This window comes from Mesorhizobium sanjuanii (assembly GCF_002529485.1).
Taxonomy (GTDB): Bacteria; Pseudomonadota; Alphaproteobacteria; order Rhizobiales; family Rhizobiaceae; genus Mesorhizobium; species Mesorhizobium sanjuanii.
In genome coordinates, this window is record NZ_NWQG01000177.1 from 1 (window position 1) to 23,057 (window position 23,057).

16 protein-coding genes are annotated in these 23,057 nt (G+C 62.4%); 12 read left to right on the forward strand and 4 right to left on the reverse strand.

Features of this window, described 5'->3' with window-relative positions; genetic code table 11:
* The 5 genes from CN311_RS23945 to CN311_RS23965 form a co-directional block, all read left to right on the forward strand.
* A partial coding sequence (locus CN311_RS23945) for a glycoside hydrolase family 94 protein (RefSeq protein WP_425351093.1) occupies window positions 1-3,138 on the forward strand: 3,138 nt, incomplete at its 5' end.
* A 343-nt stretch (window positions 3,139-3,481) separates the two neighbouring features.
* The gene (locus CN311_RS23950) at window positions 3,482-5,254 is read left to right on the forward strand and encodes a glucan ABC transporter ATP-binding protein/ permease (RefSeq protein ID WP_097576155.1); all 1,773 of its coding nucleotides are present in this window, start codon (window positions 3,482-3,484) and stop codon (window positions 5,252-5,254) included.
* A gap of 100 nt (window positions 5,255-5,354) precedes the next feature.
* Complete coding sequence (locus tag CN311_RS23955) at window positions 5,355-6,116, forward strand: heme ABC transporter permease (protein WP_097576156.1); 762 nt, start codon at window positions 5,355-5,357, stop codon at window positions 6,114-6,116.
* 219 nt (window positions 6,117-6,335) lie between these two features.
* Entirely contained in the window at window positions 6,336-7,019 is a 684-nt protein-coding gene (locus CN311_RS23960; protein ID WP_097576157.1) for an outer membrane protein, read from the forward strand.
* A gap of 46 nt (window positions 7,020-7,065) precedes the next feature.
* The gene (locus CN311_RS23965) at window positions 7,066-8,697 is read left to right on the forward strand and encodes a tetratricopeptide repeat-containing sulfotransferase family protein (RefSeq protein WP_097576158.1); all 1,632 of its coding nucleotides are present in this window, start codon (window positions 7,066-7,068) and stop codon (window positions 8,695-8,697) included.
* Between the two features lie 34 nt (window positions 8,698-8,731).
* Here the strand turns inward: CN311_RS23965 and CN311_RS23970 are convergent, their stop codons facing one another.
* Window positions 8,732-9,790, reverse strand: a complete 1,059-nt coding sequence (locus CN311_RS23970; RefSeq protein WP_097576159.1) for a D-TA family PLP-dependent enzyme — start codon at window positions 9,788-9,790, stop codon at window positions 8,732-8,734.
* 140 nt (window positions 9,791-9,930) lie between these two features.
* Here CN311_RS23970 and CN311_RS23975 point away from each other — a divergent pair, with 140 nt between their 5' ends.
* Window positions 9,931-10,617 (forward strand): D-lyxose/D-mannose family sugar isomerase, encoded by a 687-nt coding sequence (locus CN311_RS23975; protein ID WP_097576160.1) that lies wholly within the window; start codon window positions 9,931-9,933, stop codon window positions 10,615-10,617.
* A gap of 58 nt (window positions 10,618-10,675) precedes the next feature.
* On the opposite strand, the gene CN311_RS23980 is transcribed toward CN311_RS23975, so the two are convergent.
* The 3 genes from CN311_RS23980 to CN311_RS23990 all read right to left on the reverse strand — a co-directional run bounded on the left by CN311_RS23980 (window position 10,676) and on the right by CN311_RS23990 (window position 14,367).
* Window positions 10,676-11,800, reverse strand: a complete 1,125-nt coding sequence (locus tag CN311_RS23980; protein ID WP_097576161.1) for an NAD(P)/FAD-dependent oxidoreductase — start codon at window positions 11,798-11,800, stop codon at window positions 10,676-10,678.
* 73 nt (window positions 11,801-11,873) lie between these two features.
* Window positions 11,874-13,403 carry an amino acid ABC transporter permease/ATP-binding protein gene (locus CN311_RS33690; RefSeq protein ID WP_097576162.1) on the reverse strand — a complete coding sequence of 510 codons (1,530 nt, stop codon included), beginning with the start codon at window positions 13,401-13,403 and terminating at the stop codon, window positions 11,874-11,876.
* Between the two features lie 127 nt (window positions 13,404-13,530).
* Window positions 13,531-14,367 (reverse strand): ABC transporter substrate-binding protein, encoded by an 837-nt coding sequence (locus CN311_RS23990; protein ID WP_097576163.1) that lies wholly within the window; start codon window positions 14,365-14,367, stop codon window positions 13,531-13,533.
* Window positions 14,368-14,575: 208 nt separating this feature from the next.
* On the opposite strand from CN311_RS23990, the gene CN311_RS23995 reads away from it, so the two are divergent.
* The 6 genes from CN311_RS23995 to CN311_RS24020 form a co-directional block, all read left to right on the forward strand.
* A complete protein-coding gene (locus CN311_RS23995) occupies window positions 14,576-15,664 on the forward strand; it encodes a LacI family DNA-binding transcriptional regulator (protein ID WP_097576164.1) in 1,089 nt (362 codons plus the stop codon).
* A 145-nt stretch (window positions 15,665-15,809) separates the two neighbouring features.
* Window positions 15,810-19,619 (forward strand): methionine synthase, encoded by a 3,810-nt coding sequence (metH, locus tag CN311_RS24000; RefSeq protein ID WP_097576165.1) that lies wholly within the window; start codon window positions 15,810-15,812, stop codon window positions 19,617-19,619.
* A 169-nt stretch (window positions 19,620-19,788) separates the two neighbouring features.
* Complete coding sequence (locus tag CN311_RS24005) at window positions 19,789-20,667, forward strand: ABC transporter permease (RefSeq protein ID WP_097576166.1); 879 nt, start codon at window positions 19,789-19,791, stop codon at window positions 20,665-20,667.
* The gene (locus tag CN311_RS24010; RefSeq protein WP_097576167.1) at window positions 20,664-21,530 is read left to right on the forward strand and encodes an ABC transporter permease; all 867 of its coding nucleotides are present in this window, start codon (window positions 20,664-20,666) and stop codon (window positions 21,528-21,530) included. Before CN311_RS24005 ends, CN311_RS24010 begins: the two co-directional genes overlap by 4 nt.
* Window positions 21,502-22,644, forward strand: coding sequence for an extracellular solute-binding protein (locus CN311_RS24015; protein ID WP_097576168.1), 1,143 nt, complete (start codon window positions 21,502-21,504; stop codon window positions 22,642-22,644). Before CN311_RS24010 ends, CN311_RS24015 begins: the two co-directional genes overlap by 29 nt.
* 43 nt (window positions 22,645-22,687) lie before the next feature.
* Window positions 22,688-23,057: ABC transporter ATP-binding protein (locus tag CN311_RS24020; protein ID WP_133117248.1), on the forward strand; the 370-nt coding region annotated here is incomplete at its 3' end.

Here is a 23,057-nt window from a genome sequence, read left to right on the forward strand (position 1 = left end):
GGCGCCAACCGGACCGAACTCGACGAAGCCATTGCGCGCCTCGATCATCCGGAAAGCTTCGCCCGCCAGGCGATGCTCGCCTGGACCCGCAGCCAGGTACAGACCCGCCACCTCGGCCTAAGCCTGACCGATGCCGCCAATGTGCAGAAGCTGGCGCGCTATCTGATCTACCCCGATCCATTCCTGCGCCTTCCCGCGGAATCCATCGCCTCCGGGCTCGGCAAGCAATCCAACCTGTGGCCGACCAGCATATCCGGCGATTTTCCGATCTTCCTGGTCAGGATCGGCGATGTCGCCGATCTGGAGATCGTCGCTCAGGCGCTCCGCTTCCAGGAATATATGCGCGCCCGCGGCATGATGATCGATTTCGTCGTCGTCAACGAACAGGCCTCGTCCTACGTGCAGGACCTGCAGCGGGCTGTCGAGACATTGTGCGAAAACAGCCGCTTGCGCGGCAAGGAGCTGGGACCGCGCCAGCATATTTTCGCGGTGCGTCGCGACCTGATGGACGAAGCGACCTACAAGACGCTGCTCGCGGCAGCGCGCATCGTGCTGCATACGCGCAACGGCACCATCTTCGACCAGATCGAGCGCGCCGAGGCTGCCGCACTTCAGGCGCGCGATGTCTTGCAGCCGGGTGGCGCCATGGCGCCTCGCGAACCGTCCTTGCCAGCGCCGATCAGCGCCCAGTCATTGGCGGCCCAGTCTTTGATCGAAAGCAGCGCAGACGGCAGCGGGCTGAGTCTCTGGAACGGTTTTGGCGGCTTTGACGGCGACGGACGCCACTACGTCACGCGTCTTGCCGGACGGCGTACGACGCCGCAGCCCTGGATCAACGTCGTCTCCAACGCGTCGTTCGGCTTCCATGTTTCCGCTGAGGGCGCCGCCTTTAGTTGGAGCCGCAACAGCCGCGATTATCAGCTGACGCCATGGTCGAACGACCCGGTCTCCAACCGGCCGGGCGAGGGCATCTATGTCTACGATCATGCCAGCGGCAAGGCTTTCTCGCCGCTCGCCGCTGTGGTGCGCGATCCGGCCATGACCTACGAAACATGGCACGGGCAGGGTTTTTCGACCTTCCGTTCGAAGCGTGGACCGCTGTCGATGGACCTTACCCATGTGGTGGACCCGGTCGATCCGGTGAGGATCTCGAGGCTGCGCATCCAAAATTCGGGCTCGGTGCCGGCGCGGCTGCGCGTCTATGCCTATGCGGAATGGGTTCTTGGCAGCCATCGCTCGCGCACGGCGGCGACCATCGTTCCGTCCAGGGACTCCGCGACCGGCGCATTGCTGGCGCAAAACCCCTACGGGCTTGACTTCAGCGAGCGGGTCGCCTTCCTGGCCGCCGACGGCGCGGCTCAGTCCGTGACGGCCGACCGCACGGAGTTCCTGGGCAGGCACGGCAGCAGCGAGTTTCCGCATGCGGTGCTGACCGGCGCTGCCCTGTCGGGCCGCATCGAGGCCGGCGACGATCCGTGTGCCGCAATCGCGCGCGACGTCGACATCCCTGCCGGCGGCGACGTGACGCTCGTCTGGCTGCTCGGCGATGCGGCCTCCGCCGAGGAGGCCAGCCGCTTGGTCCAGCATCATCGCGGCCAGGATTTCGATCAGCGGCTGGCCGACAACGAGCGCGTTTGGCGGGGCTTTCTCGACACCATACAGGTCGAGACGCCGGACAAGGCGCTCGACGCCATGGTCAACCACTGGCTGCCCTACCAGAGCCTTGCCTGCCGCATCCGCGCCCGCTCGGCCTTCTACCAGGCGAGTGGCGCCTTCGGCTTCCGCGACCAATTGCAGGACACGCTGGCGCTGCTGGCCCACGACCCGAAACTGGCGCGCGACCAGATCCTCAATGCGGCGCGGCGGCAATTCCCCGAAGGCGACGTGCAGCACTGGTGGCTGCCGCGCACCGATGCAGGCGTCCGCACCATGATCTCCGACGACGTAGTCTGGCTCGCCCATGCCACGGCACGCTATCTCTTGGTGACCGGCGACAGTGCAATCCTTGGGGAGCAACTGCCCTTCATCGACGGACAGGTGCTGGGCGAGGGCGAGCACGATGCCTTCTTCACCCCGGAGATTTCGAAGAAGACCGCTTCGCTCTATGACCATTGCGCGCGAGCGCTTGATCTTGCCGTCAAGCGCAGCAGCCCGGCCGGGCTGCCGCTGATCCTCGGCGGCGACTGGAACGACGGCATGAACCGCGTCGGCGAGCACGGCAAGGGCGAGAGCGTCTGGCTGGGCTGGTTCCTGCTAAAGACGCTGGGCGACTTTGCTCCCGTTGCCAAGGCGCAAGGCGACACCAAACGTGCGCAGGCCTGGACGAAGCATGCCGGTGCGCTGAAGCGGGCACTGGAAAGCACGGCCTGGGACGGGGAATGGTATCGTCGCGGCAGCTTCGACGACGGCACGCCGCTCGGGTCTCGCAATTCCGAGGAGTGCAAGATCGACTCGATCGCGCAGTCATGGAGCGTGCTGTCGGGCGAGGGTGATCCGGCGCGCTCGACCACGGCGATGCAGCAGGCGATGAAGATGCTCGTCGACGACGAACTCAAGATCGTCAAGCTGTTCACTCCGCCCTTCTCCCGGACAGAGAAGGACCCAGGCTACATCAAGAGCTATCCGCCGGGTGTCCGTGAAAACGGCGGCCAGTACACTCATGCGGCCACATGGTTTGTCATCGCGCTCGCTGAAATGGGGCGCACCGATGACGCCTACCGCTGTTTTTCGATGCTCAATCCGGTCAACCACGCGCTTGATGAGGCCTCTTCAGAGCATTATCGCGTCGAGCCCTATGTCGTGGCTGCGGACGTTTACGCCGGCGAGGGCAAGGGCGGCCGCGGCGGCTGGACCTGGTATACCGGTTCGGCCGGCTGGCTTTATCGAGCCGCGGTCGAAGGCATCCTTGGCATAGAGCGGCGCGGCAAGCAGATCACGTTCCGGCCGAAGCTGCCCAGCCATTGGGACGGCTACTCGGCAACGCTGAAGATGCTGGATGCCGAAGTCAAAGTTCGGGTCGTCCGCGACAAAAAGGCCAAATCCATCTCGCTCGAAGTCAACGGAACCAAGACGAAGTCTTCTGCCTTCGAGCCGAAAGTCGGCGAAAAGACAGAGGTGGTCGTCAGGATGCCCGCGTAAAATCAATGGCTTGAAGTCATAGTCGGGTGTCTTCCGGGACACGCGACAAGCCATTGCGTTTATTTGCGTGGGCCCCTGGCGAAGTCTGCCAGCGCCAGGTACCCAAACTTCCGCTGATTAAAATAGTGGCAGTGCCCGGCTGCTGCCATGATTTTGCCGCAAGGCTGACATTTCACCTTTTATCTCAAACCGTTAGGTGATCACGGCAGATTTCGTACCGTCGCTATGTTTTGTTCGCGAAATGGGAACTGACGCGGTACAGGAGCATTGTTTTGCGACGCATCAACCGGTACGACTCTGGAAATGATGCAGTGCACAATAATAGTTTGGCGGAGTAGCTGAAGTGTCCCTTCTGCAAATCTACTGGAGAGCGCTCGGTTATCTCGCGGCCGACAAGAAACGCGTGTCGTTGATCTGCGGCGCCAACGTTGCTCTCGCCATCATCGCGATCCTCGAGCCGATCATGTTCGGACGGGTGATCGACGCCATCTCGGACCGCGGCTCGGTCTTTTCGACGCTCGGGCTGTGGGCCGGCCTTGGCGCCTTCAACATCATTGCGTTCGTGCTGGTGGCGCGCGGTGCCGACCGCTTTGCCCATGCCCGGCGCAGCGAGGTCCTTTGCGAGTCTTTTGAACGCGTGATCACCATGCCGCTTGCCTGGCACCATCAGCGCGGCACGTCGAATTCGCTGCACACCTTGCTGCGCGCTGTCGAAACGCTGTTCAGCCTCTGGCTCGAATTCATGCGGCAGCATCTGTCCACCGCGGTCGCCCTGGTCCTGCTCGTGCCCACGGCGCTGAGCATGGATGTCCGCATGTCGATGGTCCTGCTTGCGCTCGGCGTGCTTTACGTCGGCATCGGCCGGCTGGTGATGCGGCGCACCAAGGCAGGCCAGGCAGCCGTCGAGCGGCACTACCACAAGGTGTTCGCGCATGTGACCGACACGGTCAACAATGTCGCCGTGCTGCAGAGCTACAACCGCATCGGCCACGAAACCGACGCGCTGAAGCGCTATGTCAAGAACCTGCTCGATGCCCAGAACCCGGTGCTCGACTGGTGGGCGCTGGCCAATGCGCTGCACCGCCTGTCATCGACCATCTCGATGATGGTCGTGCTCCTGATCGGCGCTTATCTGGTGACGCATGGCCAGCTGCGCATTGGCGACGTCATCGCCTTTACCGGCTTTGCCACCCTGCTGATCGCCCGTCTCGACCAGATGTCGGCTTTCGCCAACCAGATTTCCGAGGCGAGGGCGAAGCTGGAGGAGTTCTACCGGCTGGAAGATTCGGCCGCCGATGCGGCGGAACCGGAAGGCTTGCGCGAGCTGGGCAGCGTCACCGGCCATGTGCGCTTCGAGAATGTCGGCTTCGAATTCGCGAATTCCGGACAGGGCGTCGACGACGTGTCGTTCGAGGTCCAGGCCGGCCAGACTGTCGCCATCGTCGGTCCGACGGGCGCGGGCAAGACCACGCTCATCAACCTTCTGCAGCGTGTGTTCACCCCGGCCAGCGGTCGCATCCTGATCGACGGCATCGACATCCGCTCGGTGACCCGCAGGTCGCTGCGTCACTCGATCGCCACCGTGTTCCAGGATGCCGGTCTGCTCAACCGCTCGATCGAGGACAACATCCGCGTCGGCCGAGCCGACGCGACCTATGACGAGGTTCATGCCGCCGCCTACGCCGCCGCCGCGCAGGATTTCATCCTGTCGAAGAGCGAGGGCTATGACACGCTTGTCGGCGAACGTGGCGGCCAGCTTTCGGGCGGCGAGCGTCAGCGTATCGCCATCGCCCGCGCCGTGCTGAAGGACGCGCCCATTCTGGTGCTCGACGAAGCGACCAGCGCCCTCGATGTCGAGACGGAAGACCGCGTCAAGGAGGCCATCGACGAGCTCCGGCGCGACCGCACCACCTTCATTATCGCCCACCGCCTGACCACCGTTCGCGACGCCGATCTGGTCGTGTTCATGGACAAGGGCAAGGTGGTCGAAATGGGCGGCTTCGCCGAACTGTCGATGCGCAACGGCCGCTTTGCCAGCCTGCTGCGCGCCGGCGGCCTGCTCAATGACGAGGAGGTCCGTCGCCTCAGCCGCACCGTGACGGGCGAGGCCGCCTGAGCCTGCACGGCTGTCCCTTCTCCCGCAAGGGGAGAAGGAAAGAATGGCTGCGACCACCATTCGATTGCCGCAGGCGCCCGGCCGGTCTATGTAGGGCCGCATGAGCGACACGACTTCACGCCTTGCCGGCTGGATGGATCTGGCCAACCCGACGCGCTTCGTCGGGCTGGCCGACAGGCTGGTGCCGTGGCTGGCGATCGTTGCCGCACTGCTCCTTGCTCTGGGGCTTTACATGAGCTTCACGGCGCCGGAGGATTTCCAGCAGGGCATCACCGTGCGCATCATGTATATCCACGTGCCTTTCGCCTGGCTGGCCATGATGTGCTACACGCTGATGGCGGTGTCCGCACTTGGCACGCTGGTGTGGCGCCATCCGCTGGCCGACGTCGCGCTGAAGTCCGCCGCACCGATCGGCGCCGTCTTTACGGCGCTTGCCCTGATCACGGGTTCGATCTGGGGCAAGCCGATGTGGGGCACCTGGTGGGTGTGGGACGCGCGGCTGACCTCTGTCTTCGTTCTGTTCCTGATGTATCTCGGTATCATTGCGCTGACCCGGGCGCTCGACGACGCAAGCCGCGCCGCCTGGGCCGCCGCCATCATCACCCTGGTCGGCTTCATCAACATCCCGATCATCAAATTCTCGGTCGACTGGTGGAACACGCTGCATCAGCCGGCTTCGGTGTTCCGCATGGGCGGCTCGACCATCGACCCGTCCATGCTGAGGCCGCTGCTGGTGATGGCGCTAGGCTTCACCGTGCTGTTCTTCGCGCTGCATTTGATGGCGATGCGAACCGAAATCCGACGCCGCCGCGTCATTTCCATGCGCCGTGTCGCGGCCCGGCACGCCGACAAGCGCCATTAGAGGGCGCTGACTTGGTCGTCATTTCACTCTGGTTTGTCCGACAGCCACATATCCTGCCATCAACATTATCCGTGACCAGCCGACGCAGGCATGTTGCAATGCTGCAACAGCGATCTCCATAACTTCGACTCGGCACTCGTTTTCACTGTTGACAGTTAAGCCATGCACCAGAAGTGATGCATTATGTTTGCCTGTTAATTGCCGTGGGGGATTTTGCCGATGAAATTGCGTCTGCTCGCTGGTGTCTCCGTAATGGCCTTGACGCTTGGCTGGAGCTCAGCCAATGCCGCAGACGCTGCGGCGGTCGAAGTTCCGGCGGCTCAGAATCTCTGGTACGTCACGCTGTTTGGTGGCGCCAGCTTCCCCAGTGACGTGAAAACGCATTCCGACTATTATAACCAAGACTTTTCGATGGACTTCGACACCGGCTTCGTGGTCGGCGGCGCGGTCGGCATGCGGATCAACGATATGTTCCGCGTCGAAGGCGAACTGTCTTATGCACGCTACAAGGCGAATACATATGACGAGGGTATCTTTCATGGGTATCCGGCTGACGGCGATTTGTCCGCTACCTATCTGCTCGCCAACGTCTGGGCGGACGTTGCTCAGTTTGGAGATGCCAAGATCTACGTCGGCGGCGGCATCGGCGCCGCCTATGTAACCGCCGACACGACTTGGGGTGGTCATGAGTATGGATACGGATCTGGTGGGTGGGGTTTTGCCGGCCAGGCGGGAGCCGGCGTCACCTACGCGCTGGCGCAGAATATCGACCTCGATTTCGGCTACAGGTTCAAGGCCGTCTCTGCCGTCGACTTCGATTCTTCCCGCGACAGCGCTGCCGAATTCTCGAACGGCAAGTTGAATTCCCACAATCTGCAGCTTGGCGTTACATTCAAATTCTGATTGGTTCACGCTGATTGCCGTGATGTCCGGCGATTGGGGGTGAAGGATGCCGCTCTTGCCACGCCGGCAGCCTGTCGGTCTTCCGGCCATGGTCCAGGACTTTCTCCCGCCCGCCGGCGAGCCGGTGCCGCAGACGTTGCAGCGCGGTATCGACCTGCAGCGCCGCAAGCGGTTTCGCGAAGCCGAGTTCTGCTACCAGACCGTGCTTCGCCGGCAGCCCAAAAACGCCATGGCGCTCAATCTGATGGGCACGCTGGCGATCGAGGCCCAACAAATTGAGACGGCCATCGACTTTATGAAGAGCGCGGTCAAGCTTGAACCGGGCAACGCCATTTTCCGCAACAACCTCGGCAACGCCTACAACCTGACCGGCAACATCGACCTGGCGCGCAAGCACCTGAGAAAAGCGATCGAGCTCGACGGCCGGCTTGTCGAGGCCCTGTGCAATCTCGGCAAATCCTACCGGAGCCAACTCGAGGGCGACATCGCCGAAGGTTTCTATCGCCGCGCGCTGGCGGTCGACGGCCAATCGCTGAAGGCGCTGGTCGGTCTGGGCGACCTGCTCACCGACATGGGCCGGCAAGCCGAAGCGGTCGAATGCTTTGGCCACGCCATCGCCATTGACAAGGCGAATGTCGAGGCGCTGTCCGGGTTGGCGCTCGCACGTCGGGCCGTCAAGGGCGATCCCACCCTGGCCTTGGTGCAAGCCCGCCTTGAATTGCCGATGACCACCGATCGCGAGCGGGTTTACCTGCATCACGCCGCCGGAAAAATCCTCAACGACCAGCACGAGTATCGCCCGGCCATCCACCATTTCGCCAGGGCCAAGGCAATCTCCGGCAATGATTTCGACATTGCCCTGCACACGCGGCTCTATGACAGTTTCATCGAGACTTTCGACGCCGCCTTTTTCGAAGCGCGGCCAAAATTCGGCAATCCGTCCGAACGGCCGGTCTTCATCGTCGGCATGCCACGTTCAGGAACGACGCTGACCGAGCAGATATGCGCCAGCCATCACGATATCCATGGCGCCGGCGAATTGCCCATCATCCGTTCATTGGCCGGCGAACTCGGATTCGACCAGCTTGATCCGGCGATTTTCGCCAAGGCCATGGCGGCGCTCACGCCGACGAAGGCGAGGGAACTTGGCTCGAAATATCTCGACCATCTCAACAAGCGCAATGGCAAGGCGGCGCGTGTCGTCGACAAGATGCCGCATAATTTCGAGCTGCTGGCCTTCATCAGCCTCATTTTACCGAATGCCCGCATCGTCCACTGTCGGCGTGACCCGATGGACAATTGCACGTCCTGTTTCATGCATAATTTCTCCGATGCCCACGGCTACAATGCCGATCTGACCAAGCTTGGGCAGTATTATCGGCAATATGATCGCCTGATGCGCCATTGGGCCAAGGTCGTTCCGCTGGCCATCCACGACATGCCCTACGAAGAAACCGTGGCCGATTTCGAAACTCGCGCTCGTGGGTTGATCGAATTTCTCGGCGTCGAATGGGACGATGCGTGTCTGCGTTTCCACGAAACCGAGCGCACGGTGCGAACGCCAAGCCGCTGGCAGGTGCGCCAGCCGATCTATTCGTCCTCGGTCGAGCGCTGGAGACTATACGGCGATGCGCTTGACCCATTGAGGGTTGCGCTGGGTCCGCTCGTCCAACCCTGAGCCAGACGGTCGTTCGGTCCGAACAACGCCAAGCTCACCCCATCCGGCCGCGCGCTGTTACCGGCAGCGTTTCAAGCACCTTGTCGCCGTCGACCAGATGCACCTCGTCGAATAGGTTCGTCACCACACAGCAATGGTCGGGCACGACGCGTACGCGCTCGCCGATGCGAAGTTCTGTCTCGCCTGAAAGCGTCACATTGCCATGCTCTTCGCTCAGCCCTGTCACCCTGGCGTCGGGAATACCCAGCAATTCGCCGAAATCGGCAAGCCCCAGCGTGTCGCTGGAGAGCGCCTTGCTGCCGGCGTCGAGGATGGCGCGCGCCGGTGTCGGATGGCTGACCACCGTCGACAGCACCGTCAGCGCGCAATCGTCGAGGCTGCCGACGCCTTTGGCGACCTGGTAGCGGTCGAGATAGATGTATGTGCCCGGCCTGTATTCGGTGACGATGCTGTCCTCGCCCGAGCGCCACATATCCGGTGTGCCGCCGCTGGAAATGCGTTCGCAGGCAAGGCCGGAGGCCGCAAGCGCGTCGCGTGCGCCGGCAAGCCAGGTTTCAGCCTCCGTGGCGCGGCCGGCTGCCGGATAGGTCATCAGCCCGCCGAAGACGAGCCCCTTGGCCCCGGCGATCTCTCGGGCCAACGCCACCGCCTCGTCAGGCGACTGCACCCCGCAGCGGCCCATGCCGGTGTCGCATTCCACCAGCACCTGCAACCGGTGCCCGGCATCGGTGAAGGTGGCGGCAAGTCCGTCGAGCGTCTCCCCGCTGTCCAACGTCACCGACAGGGTGACACGGCCATGCAGTGCCTTGAGCCGTTCCAGCTTGGCGCGGCCGAGAATGTTGTAGGGTAAGAAGATGTCGGTCAGCCCGGCATCGGCCATCACCTCGGCTTCGCCGATCTTCTGGCAGGTGATGCCGACCGCGCCGGCCGCGACCTGCTTCTTGGCCCAATAGGGCAGCTTGTGCGTCTTGATATGCGGCCTGAGCTTCAGCCCATGGCGGTCCGCATGGGCTTGCGCCCGCGCGATATTGGCTTCGGCGCGGGCGGCGTCGATCAGGATCGCGGGCGTATCGAGGTCGTCTATGCTGCGCATGGATTGTCACCCTGGGAATTTGACTGGACTTATGGCCTTGATCGGTCCGGATGTCATGAGGCCAGCATGGAGTTTACGTCGACACCGGATCGGTGTTCGGTTATGCGCTATAGGCGCCGCCTGAAGAAGGGATCACGACCATGAAACGCTCCACCGTCAACGACATCATCCGCGATGCCGACACCTTCATTCGCTCGTTCGGCTACATCATGCCGCCCTTCGCCTATTGGTCGCCGGAAGACATGAAGGCGCGCCGGCAGGATTCGTCGGCAATCTTCTCCTCCCGGCTCGGCTGGGACATCACCGATTACGGCCAGGGCAAGTTCAGCGAACTCGGCCTCTTCCTGTTCACCGTTCGCAACGGTCGCTACGAGGACATGAAGAGGGGCATGGGCATGCTCTATGCCGAGAAGATCATGATCTCGCGCAAGGATCAGCTGTCGCCAATGCACCGCCACAACATCAAGGCCGAAGACATCATCAATCGTGGCGGCGGCAAGCTGGTGCTGGAACTGTTCATGCACGATCGCGATGGCGGCATCGATCCGAAGGCCGAGGTTTCGGTGCCTGTCGACGGAACCATCCACAGGCTGCCGGCGGGCGGGCTCCTGAAGCTCGACCCCGGCCAGAGCGTCACGCTTCTGCCGGGCGTCTGGCACGCCTTCTGGGCCGAGGGCAAGGATGTGCTGATCGGCGAGGTTTCGACCGTCAACGACGATCTCACCGACAATGTCTTTCGCGAACCGATCGGCCGCTTCGCGGACATCGACGAGGATGTCGCACCGCTGCACCTGCTCGTATCCGACTACGAGAAGTGGGTGGGGTAGGCAGGCAGGGGCAGGCGGAACGGCTTCAGCGGCCTAGCGGCAGGCCGCCTGCTCCCAATCAGCCGTCGAACCTTCCGGGCCGGAACGTTGCGAGCATCGGGTCGGGCGTGCCGGTGACGATTTCTTCGGCCAGCAACTCTCCCGCGACCAGGCCGAGCGTCGCACCGCTATGGCTGAAGATGACGTGATAACCCGGAATGCCGGTCAATTGGCCGATCACCGGCTCTCCGTCCGCCGGAATTGGCTTTAGCCCGGTGTGATAGCTCTTCAGGACGAGCGTCGGATTTCCATCCAGCACTTTTGAGGCTTCATCGAGCAGTCCTGCAATTGTCGACGGCTTTGCCTCGAAGGTGCCGTCATCGCGCACAATGACTTCGTCCTCTGACCAGGCCGAGTCGAGCGCGAAGGCGCCGTCCGGCGTCGGCCGGATGGCGACGCGTGGCGTGTTCAGTACAGCTCGAAGCGGGTGCTGGATCGGTTTGGTGACAACGAGTAGCGCACGGGTCGTGCCGTCGCCTACGCGCTTGCCCGCTTTCGCCGCCATGCTCGGCACCGCCGGGCCTGTCGCAACCACGACTGAATCGGCAGCAATGGCCTGGCCGGAGGCGGTCTTCACACCGCTGACCCGGCCATTGGCAAGAGTGACATCCGCGCCGCCGGCATCGGTGATGACACGGCCGCCGAGCGCGAGAAATTCCTCCAGCAGCGAGCCGATAAGCGAGGGCAAATCGACCCAGCCTTCCCCGGCGTTGAAGATCGCGCCCTGAGGCGAAACGGCTCTTGCGTCGACGCCCGGAGTGACGGCGGCGATATCGCCGGGCGCCAGCAACCGGGTCTCATAGCCGATCGCCTGCTCATGGCGGAATATCTCGGGAATCTGGTTGGAGGCATCGTCGCCGTCCCAGGTAAGGCCACCGTCAAAGCGCAACCATGCGCCGCAGTCGGTTCCGGCCGCAAGCCTCCTGTAACGGTCGAGGCCCAGCATGCGCAGCTTGTGATACGCGGCCGAGCGCTTGCGTGCGGAATTGAGCCAGGCAAGCGAGCGCGATGAGGCGCCATTGGCGACCGGTCCGTCGTTGACGATCGTCGTCTCAACGCCGAGGCGGGCGAGATGGACGGCCGAGGATACGCCGAAGATGCCGCCACCGATGACAACAACTTTGTGGGCGGAGCTATGAGTCATGGAATTCAACTTTCAATGATCAGGAGATTGGTTTCGGTGCGTACGCAGGGCCGACTCGCTCGCGGCGGCATTGTCATAGAACCTCGGCGAGGAATTGCTTGAGCCGTGGGCTCTTCGGTCTGTCGAATATGTCCGCCGGCGGGCCGACTTCGACGATGCGGCCCTCATCCATGAAGGCGACCTGATCCGCGACCTTGCGGGCAAAGGCCATCTCATGAGTGACCACGATCATCGTCATGCCGCGCCGACCGAGATCGGCCATGAGATTGAGGACGCCCTTGACGAGTTCGGGATCGAGCGCGCTTGTCACCTCGTCGAAGAGGATGACCTCGGGGTCCATCGCCAGTGCGCGGGCAATCGCCACGCGCTGCTGCTGGCCACCGGAAAGGCGGCTGGGCCGGTAGTCCTTTCGCGCGGCAAGCCCCACTTCGGCAAGGCGTGCTTCCGCCTGGCGCCTGGCCTGGCTTTTCGCCATGCCCTTGATCCTGGTGAGGGCGAGCATGACATTCTCGAGCGCCGTATGATTCGGGAACAGGTTGAAATGCTGAAAGACCATGCCGACGCGCCGGCGCAGTCTCTCCGGTCTCATCGCAAGGATGCTCTCGCCGTCGAGCAGCACGTCGCCCGCCTTCGGCTCGACCAGCCGGTTGAGGCAGCGCAGCAGCGTCGATTTTCCCGAACCCGACGGCCCGATGATGCAGGTGACCGTCCCCGGCTCGACTTTGAGTCTGATCTGCTTAAGGACCTGTAACTCGCCATAGGCCATGTCGAGATCGCGAACGTCCAGGCTGCCAGCCTTGAAAGCTGGCGGTGCGACACTCCCGTCGGGCGACGCCGAGGCTTCGCCGCTCTCCAGTTCACCGACCTCTACGAGGCCGCTGACGACGCCGCCAGGCTTCTGCTTGCCGAGCCGCAAACCATTGTCGATGTGATTGACCACATGGGTCAACGGCACCGTGATGATCAGGTAGAATATGCCAGCCAGCAGCAGAGGCGACAGGTTGCCGGTGACAACTGCCTGATCCTGTCCGATCCGGAAAATCTCGCGTTCGGAGGCAAGCAGGCCGAGAAAGTAGACGAGACTGGAATCCTTCACATTGCCGATGAATTGATTGACCAGGGCAGGAAGCACGCGGCGCACACCCTGCGGGATCACGATCAGCCGCATGCCTTGGCCATAGCTCATGCTGAGAGCGCGGCACGCTTCCATTTGGCCGGTTTCGACACTCTGGATGCCCGAGCGAAAGATTTCGCCAATATAGGCGCTGGCGATGAGACTGAGCGCGAGGATGCCAAGGGGATATGGGGAGGGGCCAAAGATGTCCCGGCCAATGCGCGCGAACCCCTGGCCGATCAGCAGGATGGTAAGGATGGCGGGCAGTCCGCGGAAGATGTCGGTGTAGACCCGCGCCGGAATCCGCAGCCAGGCGGAGCGCGATATGCCCATCACAGCAAGGACCATGCCGAGGAGAACGCCGATCACGGTCGAGGACGCCGCCAGGATAAGCGTATTTTTCAACCCGACGGCGAGCATGGTTGGCAAGACCGATGCCATCGCCTCCCAGTCGAAAAAGCTGCGCTGAAGATTCTCAAGCCAATTCATTTGCCAACCTGTCCGGCGACGACGACGGCTCCGCCGGTCGCGCGATCTCGACATGCCTGAAGACAAAGACCCAACGCGCGTCGCGTCTTAGGGGCCGCCGGCACGAGCGCCAGCGGCCTCTTGCAGATCAGTTCTTCTTGGGAAGGTACTGCTCCGGCATCGGCGATCCAGGGAACCATTTCTGGTACAGATCCCTCCAGGTGCCGTCTTCCATCGCCTCGTGAATGCCCTTGTTGAGCGCTTCACGGAATGCATCGTTGCCCTTGCGGATGACAAAGCCGGCTGGCGCGTCGAAGGAGGGAATGTTCATCGCTATCTTCAAGGCCGGATAGCGCTCGCCATATTGTTTCGCCGCCTCGTAATCGAGGAAGTGTGCGTCGACCGTGCCATTGTTGAGCGCTGCGATGGCGGAGTTATTGTCCGGGAATTTTACCAGGTCCGTATTCTTGAAGCTTTTCGCGGCATAGATCTCCTGCAGCGTGCCTTGGACGACCCCGAGGCGCTTACCGGCCAGCCCTTCGGCGCTGGTGATCTTGGCGTCTGCCGTCAGCACCGACAGATATCCGGCCAGATAGCCATCGGAGAAATCGACGTTTTTCTTCCGCTCCGCCGTGGTGCCGATGGCGGCAACCGCGACATCGAAGCGTTCATTGGCAACCGAGGGCATGAGTGCCGAGAACTCCTGGCCGGTGAAGGTGACCTGATCCGCCTTGAAGCCCATCCGGCTCACGACGTTGAGGAAGAATTCGATGTCGAAGCCGGTGAATTTCCCCTCCGTGGTCGCGAAGGCATACGGCTTGGCGTCGCCCATCGTGCCGACGCTGATGGTCTTGGCATCGATCAGATTGTAGGGATTGTCGCCGGCGGCCCATGCCTTGGGCAAGGACAGGGCAGCCAGCGCGATGGCGAAGATGATGGAGCCGATGCGTTGCCGCGGGCTCGATGTTAGAAGGCTGATGCTCATTGTTGTTCTCCACTCTGAAGATCGGTCCGCGGAGCGCTGAAAGCTTTCACAACGGACACGCGCCAATTTTCGCTACGGCTCGACAGGGGCGCCTTTGGCGCTCTTTTTGGTTATGAGACCGGTCTCAAATAGGATTGAGACCGGTCTCTTGACATTTGTAATCACCAGACGGACCATCCGTCAACGAATTGAGAAGCGATTTTCCACAATGAAACGTCCGCCCAAGGCTCCTTCCATCACAGTCAGCGACGTCGCCCGCCAGGCGAAGGTCTCGAAAGCGACGGCAGCGCGTGTCCTGGGTGGCTATGGTAGGGTGAGCAAGACCGTGCGCGCCGCCGTGCTCGAGGCTGCGAAGGCGCTCGACTATCGTCCGAACGAGCTGGCGCGCAGCATGACGACCGGACGTTCCGGCAGCATCGGTGTGGTCGTCGGCGACATCGAAAATCCGTTCTTCTCGCTGGCGGTGCGCGGCATAAGCGACGCGGCGCGTCTATCGGGCATCAATGTCATCCTGGCCAATTCGGGCGAGCAGGTCGAAGCGGAAAAGAGTGCGATACGCGTCCTCATGGCAAAGCAGGTTGATGGTCTGATCGTCACGCCGGCCCAATCGGGAGAGATCGCGCATCTTGTGGAGGTTGCCCAGTCCGGCTGTCCCCTGGCGCTTCTTGACCGGGCGCTGCCGGATCTCGATGTCGATACGGTCACCGTCGATGACCGTGATGCCGCCCTGCGCGCAACCCGCATCCTGACACGAGCCGGCCATACCAGGATCGGCTATCTAACCGCTGCGGAACTGTCGGGAGATTTCTGCGGCAACGAGTCGAGGATCAACACGTCCAGCGTGCGTGAGCGCATTTTGGGTTTTCTCGACGCCTGCCGGGAAGCCGGCATAGAGGGAGCCGAGCGCAACATCCATTTTGGAGCCGGACGCTCCGACAGATCGCCGGCGGTGACGCATGCGCTTCTCGATCACCCCGAGCGGCCGACAGCGATCCTTGCATCCGACAGCGTCGTGGCGCTGGAGGTGTTCAAGGCCATCCGGGAATGCGGCCTGCGTATTCCGCAGGACATCTCGCTGATCACCTTCCACGACGCCGATTGGACCAGCGTGACAACGCCGCCCATCACCGTCGTCGACCAACCGGTCTACGCACTCGGCAAATGCGTCGCCGAGCTTCTGGTGCGCCGCCTGAAGGGGGATGACAGACCGCCCGAAAGGATCGTCATGCCGACAACGATCATCGAGCGTATGTCAGTCGGGCAATCGCCGGACATCCTTCAACAGGCTGTTCCTTGACGCTCACCGATCATGCTTGTCGGCCTTGCGGTTGCCGAGCAGCAGTTTGCGCTCGAGATGCGTGACAGAGGCAAACAAAAGGCGTATATTGACATAAAGATGTCTTTATGTGACTTAAACGCGACTGTCGCCTTGAGGATGGAAAATGTCGCAAAACCCTTCACCGCTGGACGATTTGTTCGGCCCCGTCGCGGCAAAGCCCGACGGTTCGGAAGTGCTGGCGGCGCTGACGGCGGCGGCGCGCGAACGCATCCTCATCCTCGACGGCGCCATGGGCACGCAGATCCAGGGCCTAGGCTTCGACGAGAACCACTTCCGTGGCGACAAATTCACCGATTGCGCCTGCCACCAGCAGGGCAACAACGACCTGCTGATCCTGACGCAGTCCAGAGCGATCGAGGAGATTCACTATCAGTACGCCATATCAGGGGCGGACATCCTCGAGACCAACACCTTCTCCTCGACCGCCATCGCTCAAGCCGATTACGGCATGGAGGATGCGGTCTACGCGCTGAACCGCGACGGCGCGCGGCTGGTGCGCAGGGCAGCGTTGCGGGCCGAGCAGGAGGACGGCAAACGCCGCTTCGTCGCCGGCGCGCTGGGGCCAACCAACCGCACCGCCTCGATGTCGCCGGATGTCAACAATCCCGGCTACCGCGCCGTGACCTTCGACGAATTGCGCCTTGCCTATGGCGAGCAGCTGCGCGGTCTCATCGACGGCGGCGCCGACATCATCCTGATCGAGACCATCTTTGACACGCTGAACGCCAAGGCGGCGATCTTCGCGTGCAACGAGATCTTCATCGAGAAGGACGTCCACCTGCCGGTGATGGTCTCCGGCACCATCACCGACCTGTCCGGCCGTACGCTCTCTGGTCAGACGCCGACGGCTTTCTGGCATTCGGTGCGCCATGCCAGCCCGTTCACGATCGGGCTGAATTGCGCACTGGGCGCCAACGCCATGCGCGCGCACCTGGCCGAAATATCAGGCGTCGCCGACACCTTTGTCTGCGCCTATCCGAATGCCGGCCTGCCCAATGAATTCGGCCAATATGACGAGAGTCCGGAATTCATGGCCGCGCAGATCGAGGGTTTCGCCCGCGAGGGCCTGGTCAACATCGTCGGCGGCTGCTGCGGCTCGACGCCCGACCACATCCGCGCCATCGCGGCGGCGGTGAAGAAACATCCGCCGCGCGCTGTTCCCGACATTGAACCCAGGATGCGCCTGTCCGGGTTGGAGCCGTTCACGCTGACCGACGAGATTCCATTCGTCAATGTCGGCGAGCGCACCAATGTTACGGGCTCGGCGAAATTCAGGAAGCTGATCACGGCGGGCGACTATGTCACCGCGCTCGATGTTGCCCGCGACCAGGTCGCCAACGGCGCCCAGATCATCGACATCAACATGGACGAGGGCCTGATCGATTCGAAGAAGGCGATGGTCGAGTACCTCAACCTGATCGCGGCCGAGCCTGATATCGCGCGCGTCCCGGTGATGATCGATAGTTCCAAATGGGAGATCATCGAGGCCGGCCTGAAATGCGTGCAGGGCAAGCCGCTGGTCAACTCTATCTCGATGAAGGAGGGCGAGGAGGCGTTCCTGCATCACGCCAGGCTGGTGCGAGCCTATGGCGCGGCCGTGGTCGTCATGGCCTTCGACGAGGACGGCCAGGCCGACACCAAAGCGCGCAAGGTCGAAATCTGCACCCGCGCCTACAAGCTGTTGACCGAGCAGGCCGGTTTCCCGCCCGAGGACATCGTTTTCGATCCGAACGTCTTTGCCATCGCCACCGGCATCGAAGAGCACAACAATTACGGCGTCGACTTCATCGAGGCAGCTAGGCAGATCACCACGACGCTGCCGCATGTCCATATTTCGGGCGGCGTGTCGAACCTGTCCTTCTCGTTCCGCGGCAACGAGCCGGTGCGCGAGGCCATGCACGCCGTGTTCCTCTACCATGCCATCCAGGCGGGCATGGACATGGGCATCGTCAATGCCGGGCAGCTTGCCGTCTACGACACGATCGATCCGGAACTGCGCGAAGCCTGCGAGGATGTCGTTAACAACCGCGAGCCGAAGGGCGGCGGCACGGCGACCGAACGTATGCTGGAACTCGCCGAACGCTTCAAGGGCACGGCCGGCAAGGAAGCGCGGGAGCGTGATCTCGCCTGGCGCGACTGGCCGGTCGAGCAGCGTATTTCGCACGCGCTGGTCAACGGCATCACCGAATTCATCGACGCTGACACGGACGAAGCGCGGCGTGCGGCCGAAAGGCCGCTGCATGTCATCGAAGGCCCGCTGATGGCGGGCATGAATGTCGTGGGCGACCTGTTCGGCGCGGGAAAAATGTTCCTGCCGCAAGTGGTGAAGTCCGCCCGCGTCATGAAACAGGCGGTGGCCGGGCTGCTGCCGTATATGGAGGCCGAGAAGCTGGCCAACGCCGCCAACGGCGTCGACAATGGCGAGCGCCAGACCGCCGGCAAGATCCTGATGGCGACGGTGAAGGGCGATGTCCACGACATCGGCAAGAACATTGTCGGCGTGGTTCTGGCCTGCAACAATTACGAGATCATCGATCTCGGCGTCATGGTGCCGGCGGCGAAGATCCTGCAGACGGCGCGCGAGCAGCAGGTCGATATCATCGGCCTGTCCGGCCTGATCACGCCGTCGCTCGACGAGATGGCGCATATGGCCGCCGAGATGGAACGCGAAGGTTTTGACATTCCGCTCCTGATCGGCGGCGCGACCACCAGCCGCGTGCATACGGCGGTCAAGATCCACCCACGCTACACCAGCGGCCAGACGGTCTATGTCGCCGATGCCAGCCGCGCGGTCGGCGTGGTGTCGGCGCTGCTGTCGAACGAGGCCAAGGGCGGCTATGTCGACAACGTCCGCGCCGAATACAGGAAGGTTGCCGATGCGCATGCGCGCTCAGAAGCCGACAAGCAGCGCCTGCCGCTGGCCAGGGCGCGGGCCAACGCGCACAAGGTCGACTGGTCGGCCTACGAGCCGCCGAAGCCGTCCTTCCTCGGCGTCAAAGTCTTCGAAGGCTGGGATCTGGCAGAACTCGCGCGCTATATCGACTGGACGCCGTTCTTCCAGACCTGGGAGTTGAAGGGCCGCTATCCCAAGATCCTCGAGGACGAGGCTCAAGGGCCGGCGGCACGCCAGCTGTTCGAGGATGCGCAGGCGATGCTGAAGAAGGTCATCGCGGAAAAATGGTTCGCGCCGAAGGGTGTGATCGGCTTCTGGCCGGCCAACGCCGTCGGCGACGACATCAGGCTGTTCACGGACGATAAGCGCTTGCAGGAACTGGCGACCTTCTTCACGCTGCGCCAGCAACTGGCCAAGCGCGACGGCAAGGCCAATGTCGCGCTGTCGGATTTCGTCGCACCCGCCGACAGCGGCAAGGCCGACTATCTCGGCGGCTTCATCGTCACCGCCGGCATCGAGGAAGTGGCGATCGCCGAGCGTTTCGAGCGGGCCAACGACGATTATTCCTCGATCATGGTCAAGGCGCTGGCCGATCGCTTTGCCGAAGCCTTCGCCGAGCGCATGCACGAAAAGGTGCGCAAGGAGTTCTGGGGTTATGCACCCGACGAGAACCTGGCTCCTGACGACCTGATCGGCGAGCCCTATCGCGGCATCCGCCCGGCGCCCGGCTATCCGGCGCAACCCGACCACACCGAGAAGGCGACGCTGTTTCGCTTGCTCGACGGCGAGCGCAATGCTGGCGTCAGTCTGACCGAGAGTTTTGCGATGTGGCCGGGCTCATCCGTGTCCGGCATCTATCTGTCGCATCCCGAAAGCTATTATTTCGGCGTCGCCAAGGTCGAACGCGACCAGGTCGAGGACTACGCGCGGCGCAAGGCCATGCCGTTGGCCGAGATCGAACGCTGGCTCGGCCCGATCCTCAACTACGTGCCGGCGAAGGGGCTTGATGCGGCCGCCTAAGACCGCGCTAGGCCAGCGTTGGAACTGAACCGTCGTGTGCCGTGCCGTTGCCCGTGCAGGGGACCCGGCAGAATCTGTCTCCAGCCTGTAGACATCGACGCTCCGATCACCCAATCTTGGTTGCGGGAACAACAGCGCCGCAAAAGACGGCGCGGGCACATGAGTGCGCATGACCAAGGGATGGACATTGTACGATTCGCGGCTGGCATGGACGCTGGTCGCGCCGGTGCTGCTGCTGCTGGTCTTTTTCCTGGTGCTTCCGATCGCCGTGATGGCGGTCTACACCTTCTTCACCTTCGTCACGGCCGGGGTTGAGGCGACCACGCTGACACTGGCGAACTGGCAGGAATTCTTCACCGACAGCTATTACCACGGCTTTCTGTTCAAGACGCTGCGAGTGGGTGCCGTCACCGCGCTCATCTGTGGGGTTCTCGGCTATTTTCCGGCGTATTTCATCTGGGCAACGACCTTCAAGCACAAATGGCTTTTGCTGCTTTTGCTCATCGTGCCGTTCTGGATCAGCTTCACCATCCGCACATTCTCGTGGATCCATATCCTGGGCGAACAGGGGATCATCAACGTCACGCTGCTCCAGCTTGGTCTGATCCACGAGCCTTTGCAGATGCTCTACACCGAGGGCGCGGTCATCATGGGCCTGCTGCACTTCCTGCTGCCCTACATGATCCTCAATGTCTATGTCAGCCTTGAAAGCATCGACCGAACGCTGATAGCCGCGGCCCGCTCGATGGGCTGCACCAGCGCGCAGGCGTTTCGCGAGGTCACGCTGCCGCTTTCGCTGCCCGGCCTGGGCGCCGGTCTGCTGCTCTGCTTCGTGCTGGCGGCCGGCAGCTACGTGACGCCGCAATTGCTCGGCTCTGGTCGTGATGCGCTGTTCGGCAACCTGATCTACGACACCATCATGGGGCAATTGAACTGGCCGATGGGTGCAACGCTCTCCATTGTCCTGTTCGTCGTGCTGGGCTGTTTCGCGGCTGTCTACACCCGCTACATGGGCATGTCCCAGATCGTCAAAGGGCTGTCCGGATGAGCGCGGCGCATCGCGACAAGGAAGGCAGATCGGCCTGGCGGCTAACCGGTTTCGTCACGCTATGCGTCTATATCTTCATGTTCGCGCCGATCATCGCAACCATCGTGCTGTCGTTCAATTCGTCGATGTTCGGCGGCTTCCCGATGACAGGTTTCAGCCTGCAGTGGTACGGCAAATTGCTCGAAAACGAACAGGTTCTTGCGGCATTCCGGACCTCGCTATGGATCGCGCTGGTAACCGCGCTCGTCACCACGGCCCTGGGCGTCGTGACCGCCTTCGCGCTGGTACGGTTCGAGTTCCCCGGCAAACAGACGCTGAGCACGCTGGTGATCCTGCCGGCGCTGGTGCCGGAAACCATTCTCGGCGTCGGCCTGCTGGTGCTGATCAAGGCAGTCGACCAACCGCGAACGCTGCTTCTGCTGGTGCTTGGGCACATTCTTCTTGCCATGCCCTATGTCGTGCTGATCGTCCAGGCGCGCATGGTCGGCATCCGGCGCGTCTATGAGGAAGCAGCGCTTTCGCTCGGCGCCTCGCGCTCGGCATCGTTCCGCGAGATCACCCTGCCGCTGCTCATCCCGGCGGTGGTCGCCGGCGCACTGCTCGCCTTCACCATCTCGTTCGACAACACGTCGGCAAGCCTGTTCTGGCGCCCGGCCGGCGTCGAAACGATGCCGACCCAGATACTGTCGATGCTGAAGATTTCGATAAGCCCTGAGATCAACGCGCTCGGCACGGTCATGATCCTGGTGACGGTCGGCATTCCGCTGATCGGCGGGCTCATCCTGCAGGGCTTCACCCGATTGAGAAGACGCAACAAACCAAGGAGGAATGACAATGAAAATGTCGAACACCAGGCGGCTTGAAAGGCTGCATGAGGGGTATGTCAACGGCGACCTCAGCCGCCGAACTTTCCTCACGCTGACGGCCGCCGCCGCGACATCCGCGGGCCTGTCGATGCCGTGGATGGGGCGGGCGCTCGCCGCCGCCAAGGAAATCCGCTTCGACGGCTGGGGGGGCACGGTGCAGGAAGCGATCGATAAATATGCCTTCAAGCCCTACACGGCCAAGACGGGCGTCGGCGTCGTGCAGGGGACGTTCGGCGACGAGAACGAGATCATCACCAAGATAAAGACATCGAAGTCGGGCGACTTTCAGGTCGTCCACTCGTCCGGCGTCAACTATTACATCAAATACGTGAACGCCGGCATGGTTTCGGAGATCAACGAGGCCAACATTCCCAACATGGCGAATGTGCTTCAGCCGATGATCGAACCGTTCCGCAAGCTGACGCCGAAACTGTCGGCCGTGCCCTACGATTACGGCACCACCGGCATTGCCTACAACACCACCGTGATTTCGCCGGAGGAAGCGAAGGAGAAGGGCGCCGGACTGCTTGCCGACAAGAAATACGCCGGCAAGATCGGCGGCTATGCCGATATGACCACGCGGGTCTGGTACGCGGCGCTCGATACCAAGCAAGACCCCAACAACATCAAGGACATGGATGCCATATGGGCCAAGGTTCGCGAGACGCGCGACCTTGCCAAGAAGTTCTGGAGTTCCGGCGCGGAGCTGATGGATCTGCTTTCCAAGGGCGAGATCGTGGTGACCGATGCATGGTCGGGCCGTGTCGCGGCACTGCAACAACAGAACCATCCGATCGGCTATCTCGACCCGGCAGGCTCCTACGCCTGGATGGAGGACATGCTGATCCTCAAGGGCTCGCCGATGGCCGAGTGCGAGGAACTGGTCAACTTCATGCTCGATCCGGCGACCGCCATCGCCGTGGCCGAAGGCCAGAGCTATCCTCCGTCCCTCGATCCGACCAAGGTCAAGCTCACGGACAAGATTGCGGCACTTCCGGCCTTCGATCCGACAGGCTCGATGAAGTCGTTGACATTCGCCGATCCGGTCTACTGGGCGAACAACGAAGACGCCTGGACCAAGCAGTGGGACAGGATTTCGAAAGGTGCCTGACAACTCGCGAACCTTGCAGCCATCCCGGCCTGGATCGGCCGGGATGGCGCCGGACTTGGCCGTCAACGGCGAGGAGCCGGCGGTCAAATTCAGCAATATCGAAATCGCCTACGGCAAGTTCGTCGCGGTGCGCGATTTTTCGCTGGCCATGCGCAAGGGAAGCTTCGTCACACTGCTGGGCCCGTCCGGTTGCGGCAAGACCACGATCCTGCGTTCTATTGCCGGGCTTGTCGACATTTCCAGCGGCGAGATCTCGATCGGCGGGCGCAGGGTCGACGACATTCCGATTTACAAGCGCAACATCGGCCTGGTCTTCCAGAGTTACGCGCTATTCCCGCACAAGAACGTCTTCGACAATGTCGCCTTCGGCCTGAAATACCGCAACGTGCCAAAGGCCGATATCGTCCGGAAGG